Below are 6043 nucleotides of genomic sequence, written 5' to 3'. Positions count from 1 at the left end.
AATATATCTTTAACACAGAACAAGCCCGGGACTTAATGCCCCGGGCTTGTTTTTGTGTTAATCATCGATTATTGAGTACGAACGTATTATAATAAGCTTTTCAAAGCCGAAATCTTATTGGTGAGGTTGAACAAACAATTAAATACATAATATATCATATTAACACTTTAGATTATTGTGATGTAAGTTTGTATAGTGTTTGTTGAGCAAGTTGATTCGCTTCTTTATTTTGTTTTCGTGGAATCCATTTCACAAACATCAAATCAAAACTTTGCTCTAAGATTTCTATGTTTTCAAAATAAACTTTAAACTTAGCATTTTTAACTTTACCTTGTAGCATACTATCTTCAATTAATTTTGAATCAGTATAAAGTAACGCGTTAGATACTTTTAATTCGCGTGCGTGTTCCAAAGCGTGCAACATTGCTGCCCATTCTGCACTATGATTATCCATTTCACCTAAATCATGGGTAAATGCATATCTTTGTGAATTTTCTTTTATAATAATCGCACAAGCACTTCGGCCGGGATTTCCTTTAGTCGCAGCATCAAAATGTATTTTAGCCATTACTTTTACTCCTCTTCAGAATTGTCTACTCGCTAAAATGTATCTATTATATTGTATCAAACTAAAAAGACAAAACGCTAAAAATTAAATCAAAAACAAACAGAACCTAAGATAACATATATACTACAGGTTCTGCTAACAAATAGGGCATTGATGTCTATATTGAGCCCTTATATTAAGATTTATTTAACTTTGGTCGTACGTCCTATCATTGAAAATTTCACTTGGAATTTCTACGGACAAATCAAATTGAATTTCGAAGCTAGTTCAGCACAAGGAATTCTGTTTCGTTTTTTGTATATCTACATATCGAATACAATAAATATTAATACCCATTATCTAATTGTTCTATCTTTCCTTTTCGATATAGAGACTTAGCAATATATCCAAATGGTACGTTAAAAATTGTTGACACTAATTTTAACAGGTAAGTTGTAATAAATATTTCAAAAACAGCAGTACCTGGCATAGTACCAATAAAAGCAATTGAAACAAATAAACCGGTATCAATAATAGAACTTAAAATGGTACTACCATATGCTCTAATAATAAAGGTTTTATCAGAGCTAAATATCTTTTTAATCATACTGAATATAAATACATCAATATGTTGGCCTATGATATAAGCAATAATGGAACCTATAGCAATTCTAGGCACTAAATCAAAAATCATTTTTAATGAGTTTTGCGCATTGTCTACTGGAGCAGGAATAAAATGCAATGACATTTGCATGACTATAATCATTACTAAGGTTGAAGAGAAACCAAGCCACACTGCTCTTTTAGCAACTTTACGACCATAGATGTCATTTAATATATCAGTAGCTAAATATATAGAAGCAAACATGACATTTCCAAGTGTAGCCGTAATACCAAAAATATGAACTGCTTTTATGACTTGTATATTAGCGATAATCGTTCCTATTGCTACCCAAGCAATTAGTCCTTGTTTACCAAAGCAACGATACATCAGTACCATTAAAGCGAATGTAACAATAAATGACGCAATACCAAATATTTCATTATACATATCATTTTCCTCCTAAATTTTGTTAAAGCGGGTGTTTAGAAACCGCCAAAATTAACTATACTAGTTTACTTAAAATTTATCTTTAATGCAATGCTAAAAAAGAAGAGTAAATAAATATTAACTTAAACCAACATCTAAGTTATCAATTTTCTCAAAACTAAAATTGATTATTTCAAATTCCCAACTTATAAATGCTATAATACAAACATGTGAAATGAGTATATATTATAAATAGTCTATAGCTAAGGGAAGTGGAAGCTATACTCACTTATACAGAACAACAAGCAATTCAACACATCGACCAATTGATGAATATTTATTGTCACCAATGTCCATTAAAAAAGCACAATAGAAAAACTCACGGTAAAACACAAGCACATCATTTTTGTATAAATGAATGCACGGTCGGTAAACAAATTAAACAAATTGGTAATGAGTTACAATAGGAGGATGTCACATGGAGATTATAGCAATTTCAGAAACACCTAATCATAATACAATGAAAGTTTCTTTGAGTGAACCACGTCAAGATAACTCATCAACAACATATACTGCCGCTCAAGAAGGTCAACCTGAATTTATTAACCGATTATTTGAAATAGAAGGTGTTAAATCAATATTTTATGTTTTGGATTTTATATCAATTGATAAAGAAGATAACGCTAACTGGAATGAATTATTACCACAAATAGAAAACACGTTCGCTAAAAGCAATTAATTTTCTATATAGTACAATTAGAAACAATTTATAGTAGAGGAGCATTTTATGATGAATGGATACGAAGCTTATATGAAAGAACTTGCACAACAAATGAGAGCTGAATTAACAGACAATGGATTCACAAGTCTTGAAACGAGTGATGATGTCAATCAGTATATGCAAAATATAGATAATGATGACACAACATTTGTTGTAATCAACTCAACATGCGGTTGCGCTGCAGGATTAGCACGTCCAGCAGCTGTTGCAGTTGCAGAACAAAATGAAGTAAAACCAGATCATAAAGTAACCGTATTTGCTGGTCAAGACAAAGAAGCAACACAAACAATGAGAGATTACATCCAACAAGTTCCTTCAAGTCCCTCATACGCATTATTTAAAGGTCAACATTTAGTTCATTTTATACCTCGAGAACATATTGAAGGGCGCGACATCAATGATATAGCTATGGATTTAAAAGATGCTTTTGACGATAATTGTCAATAAACTTAATATTGTCTAATAAGATAGCTATGTCAAAGAATCACTAAAACTAATATCATTCACTAGAGTGGGACAGTCGATTCAACATGAATCCTGTCCTATTTTTTTCAATTACAATCATACTTACATATTAAATGTAATTGTTCTTTAACTCATTCTATTTGATTACTTTCTCTACCAACGATTATGTAAAAAATTGAGGTGCATCATTCATGTTTTTAGCTTGGAATGAAATAAAAAGAAATAAAATTAAATTCAGTTTAGTCATTGGCATATTAGTACTTATAAGTTATTTATTATTCCTACTGTCTGGACTTGCAAACGGCCTTATTAAAATGAATACTGAAGGTATAGAAAAGTGGAATGCAGACGCTATCATATTAAAAAAAGATGCTAATCAAACTGTAGAGCAATCCTTATTCAATATATCCAAAGTGCAAAATACTTATGAACAATCAACCACATTAAAACAACAAGGGGTCATTATCTCAAACCATCATCACGAAGAAAACGCGTTACTTTTCGGCGTTACACACAAATCATTTTTAATCCCTCCTATAATTAAAGGTCATCAAGTTGAAAGTTCAAATGAAGTAGTCATTGATCAATCACTAGCCGATAAGGGGTTCAAAATAGGTGACATCTTATCTTTATCTCAATCAGATGAAAAGCTAAAAGTGGTAGGTATTGTAGAAAGTGCTAAATATAATGCTTCACCCGTGCTATTCTCTAATAATAAAACCATTGAGAAACTTAATCCCAAATTATCAAAAGATAAAACAAATGCCATAGTAGTCAAAGACTCAAATTGGAAAAATCATAAACTTAACAAAGATTTAGAAAGTATTTCAATCTCGCAGTTTATTAAAAATCTTCCTGGCTATAAAGCTCAAAATTTAACTTTGAACTTTATGATCGTTTTTTTATTTATAATTTCAGCGACAGTTATTGGCGTATTCTTATATGTTATAACGCTCCAAAAAACACACTTATTTGGTGTACTTAAAGCACAAGGCTTTACCAACGGCTATTTAGCAAAAATGGTTTTTGCTCAAACTTTCATATTATCTTTAATTGGAACAATCATTGGATTTCTCTTAACACTATTAACAGGTACATTTCTACCGAGTGTCGTTCCAATTCATTTTAATTTATTAACGATGTTGATATATGGAATTGTTCTTATCATTATTTCTTTATTAGGCAGTCTATTTTCTGTTCTGTCTATAATAAAAATAAATCCACTTAAAGCAATTGGATAGAAAGGAATCATAAACATGTTAGAGTTCAAACAAGTGAGCAAATCTTTCAGAGACGGCAATCAAATAATTCAGGCAGTAAAACCTACCGATTTAAAAATAATTCAGGGTGAACTGATTGCTATCGTGGGACCTTCAGGTTCAGGGAAAAGTACATTTTTAACTATGGCTGGCGCCTTACAACGACCTACTTCAGGAAATATTTACATCAACAACAAAAATATATCAATATTATCTGAAAAGCACTTATCAAAAATAAGAATTAACGAAATAGGTTTTATATTACAATCGACGAATTTCGTGCCTTTTTTAACAATCGAACAACAATTCAAACTTCTTGGCAAATATAAAAAAGATACATTAAGTGAAGATGGATATCAAAAATTGGTTAAACAGCTAAATTTATCGGATATTACCAATCAATTACCAAATCAAATATCCGGTGGTCAAAAACAGCGTGTGGCAATTGCTAAAGCTATCTACACAAATCCATCAATCATACTAGCAGATGAACCTACCGCTTCACTAGATACGAATAATGCAATGGCTGTAATGAAAATACTTCAAGAACAAACGAAAGAAAGAAATAAAACATGTGTGATTGTTACTCATGATGAACGTTTAACTCATTTTTGTGATAAAACATATTTCATGGAGGATGGACTTCTTTCACTCCAATAGAAATAAAATATTCACAATTACTTGCATTTCATATTTGAAATTCCCGAGTCAACATTTGTTGTGACTCGGTTTTTTTATAAAAAAACAGTCCATTGAGTCTTTAAAAAATCTTATGTAAGAAAATTTCACAACTCAAATTCATATTGTCAAGATTGAACAACCAATTCAACACATTCCCATTTATTAATTTGTTTTATATGAGATATTTTACATAAAAGATTTAAAATTTTATAAACTCAAAACCCTCTCTCTTCTATCGATACATCTTTTCTAGTATAATGTTCATTAAGATAATACATATTTTTATAAGGAGTTGTACGCATGTATAATCCATTCGACGAAGCTTATCATGGCTTATGCGAAGAGATATTAGAAATAGGGAATAGACGCGATGATCGCACACATACAGGGACAATTTCCAAATTTGGGCATCAATTGCGTTTCGATTTAACCAAAGGGTTTCCTTTACTTACAACCAAAAAGGTTTCTTTTAAATTAGTAGCAACTGAATTATTATGGTTTATTAAAGGAGATACAAACATTCAATACCTACTTAAATATAATAACAATATATGGAATGAATGGGCTTTTGAAAATTATGTTCAGTCTAATGATTATCATGGACCAGACATGACAGATTTTGGACATCGTTCTCAGCAAGACCCTGAATTTAACGAGCAGTATAAAGAAGAAATGAAAAAATTTAAAGAACGTATATTAAACGATGATGCATTTGCTAAAAAATACGGCAACCTAGGGAATGTTTATGGTAAACAATGGAGAGATTGGGAAGATAAAAATGGTAATCATTATGATCAATTAAAATCAGTTATACAACAAATTAAAAACAATCCAAACTCTCGACGACACATTGTTTCAGCATGGAATCCTACTGAAATCGATTCAATGGCATTACCACCTTGCCACACAATGTTTCAATTTTATGTACAAGAGGGTAAATTAAATTGTCAATTATATCAAAGAAGTGCTGATATATTTTTAGGTGTTCCCTTCAATATTGCAAGTTATGCTTTACTGACACATCTTGTTGCAAAAGAATGTGGACTTGAAGTGGGTGAATTCATTCATACGTTTGGAGATGCACATATTTATTCCAATCATATGGATGCAATACATACACAATTATCAAGAGAAAGTTATCTACCACCTCAATTAAAAATTAATACAGATAAATCAATTTTTGATATTAATTATGAAGATTTAGAATTGATAAATTATGAATCACACCCTGCTATTAAAGCACCTATTGCGGTATAAAAAGATGCATTAATATTTCGCAT

The 6043-nt window shown here is 30.7% G+C and carries 8 protein-coding genes; 6 read left to right on the top strand and 2 right to left on the bottom strand.

The genetic code is table 11. The features are described from left to right. Positions 1–172: 172 nt before the first annotated feature. Together HMPREF3241_RS08025 and HMPREF3241_RS08020 are read right to left on the bottom strand one after the other, a co-directional pair. Positions 173–568: a ribonuclease HI family protein gene (locus tag HMPREF3241_RS08025; RefSeq protein WP_002446449.1), complete on the bottom strand. Its 396-nt coding sequence runs from the start codon at positions 566–568 to the stop codon at positions 173–175. Positions 569–893: 325 nt separating this feature from the next. Next, the gene (locus HMPREF3241_RS08020; RefSeq protein WP_002446448.1) at positions 894–1598 is read right to left on the bottom strand and encodes a queuosine precursor transporter; all 705 of its coding nucleotides are present in this window, start codon (positions 1596–1598) and stop codon (positions 894–896) included. A gap of 251 nt (positions 1599–1849) precedes the next feature. Here HMPREF3241_RS08020 and HMPREF3241_RS08015 point away from each other — a divergent pair, with 251 nt between their 5' ends. The 6 genes from HMPREF3241_RS08015 to HMPREF3241_RS07990 all read left to right on the top strand — a co-directional run bounded on the left by HMPREF3241_RS08015 (position 1850) and on the right by HMPREF3241_RS07990 (position 6020). After that, positions 1850–2044, top strand: a complete 195-nt coding sequence (locus tag HMPREF3241_RS08015; protein WP_002446447.1) for a zinc-finger domain-containing protein — start codon at positions 1850–1852, stop codon at positions 2042–2044. 11 nt (positions 2045–2055) lie between these two features. Then, positions 2056–2316, top strand: coding sequence for a NifU N-terminal domain-containing protein (locus tag HMPREF3241_RS08010; protein ID WP_001831110.1), 261 nt, complete (start codon positions 2056–2058; stop codon positions 2314–2316). A gap of 51 nt (positions 2317–2367) precedes the next feature. Next, entirely contained in the window at positions 2368–2805 is a 438-nt protein-coding gene (gene brxA, locus HMPREF3241_RS08005; RefSeq protein ID WP_002457670.1) for a bacilliredoxin BrxA, read from the top strand. 209 nt (positions 2806–3014) lie between these two features. Then, positions 3015–4064 (top strand): ABC transporter permease, encoded by a 1050-nt coding sequence (locus HMPREF3241_RS08000; RefSeq protein ID WP_002446446.1) that lies wholly within the window; start codon positions 3015–3017, stop codon positions 4062–4064. 15 nt (positions 4065–4079) lie between these two features. Then, entirely contained in the window at positions 4080–4742 is a 663-nt protein-coding gene (locus HMPREF3241_RS07995; protein ID WP_070853582.1) for an ABC transporter ATP-binding protein, read from the top strand. 321 nt (positions 4743–5063) lie between these two features. Next, the gene (locus HMPREF3241_RS07990) at positions 5064–6020 is read left to right on the top strand and encodes a thymidylate synthase (RefSeq protein ID WP_002446444.1); all 957 of its coding nucleotides are present in this window, start codon (positions 5064–5066) and stop codon (positions 6018–6020) included. The last annotated feature ends 23 nt before the right edge of the window (positions 6021–6043 follow it).

Source organism: Staphylococcus sp. HMSC34G04, assembly GCF_001838765.1.
Classification (GTDB): Bacteria; Bacillota; Bacilli; order Staphylococcales; family Staphylococcaceae; genus Staphylococcus; species Staphylococcus epidermidis.
Note: the sequence above shows the minus strand (reverse complement) of the source record. Positions and strands in the feature narration are given on the sequence as shown.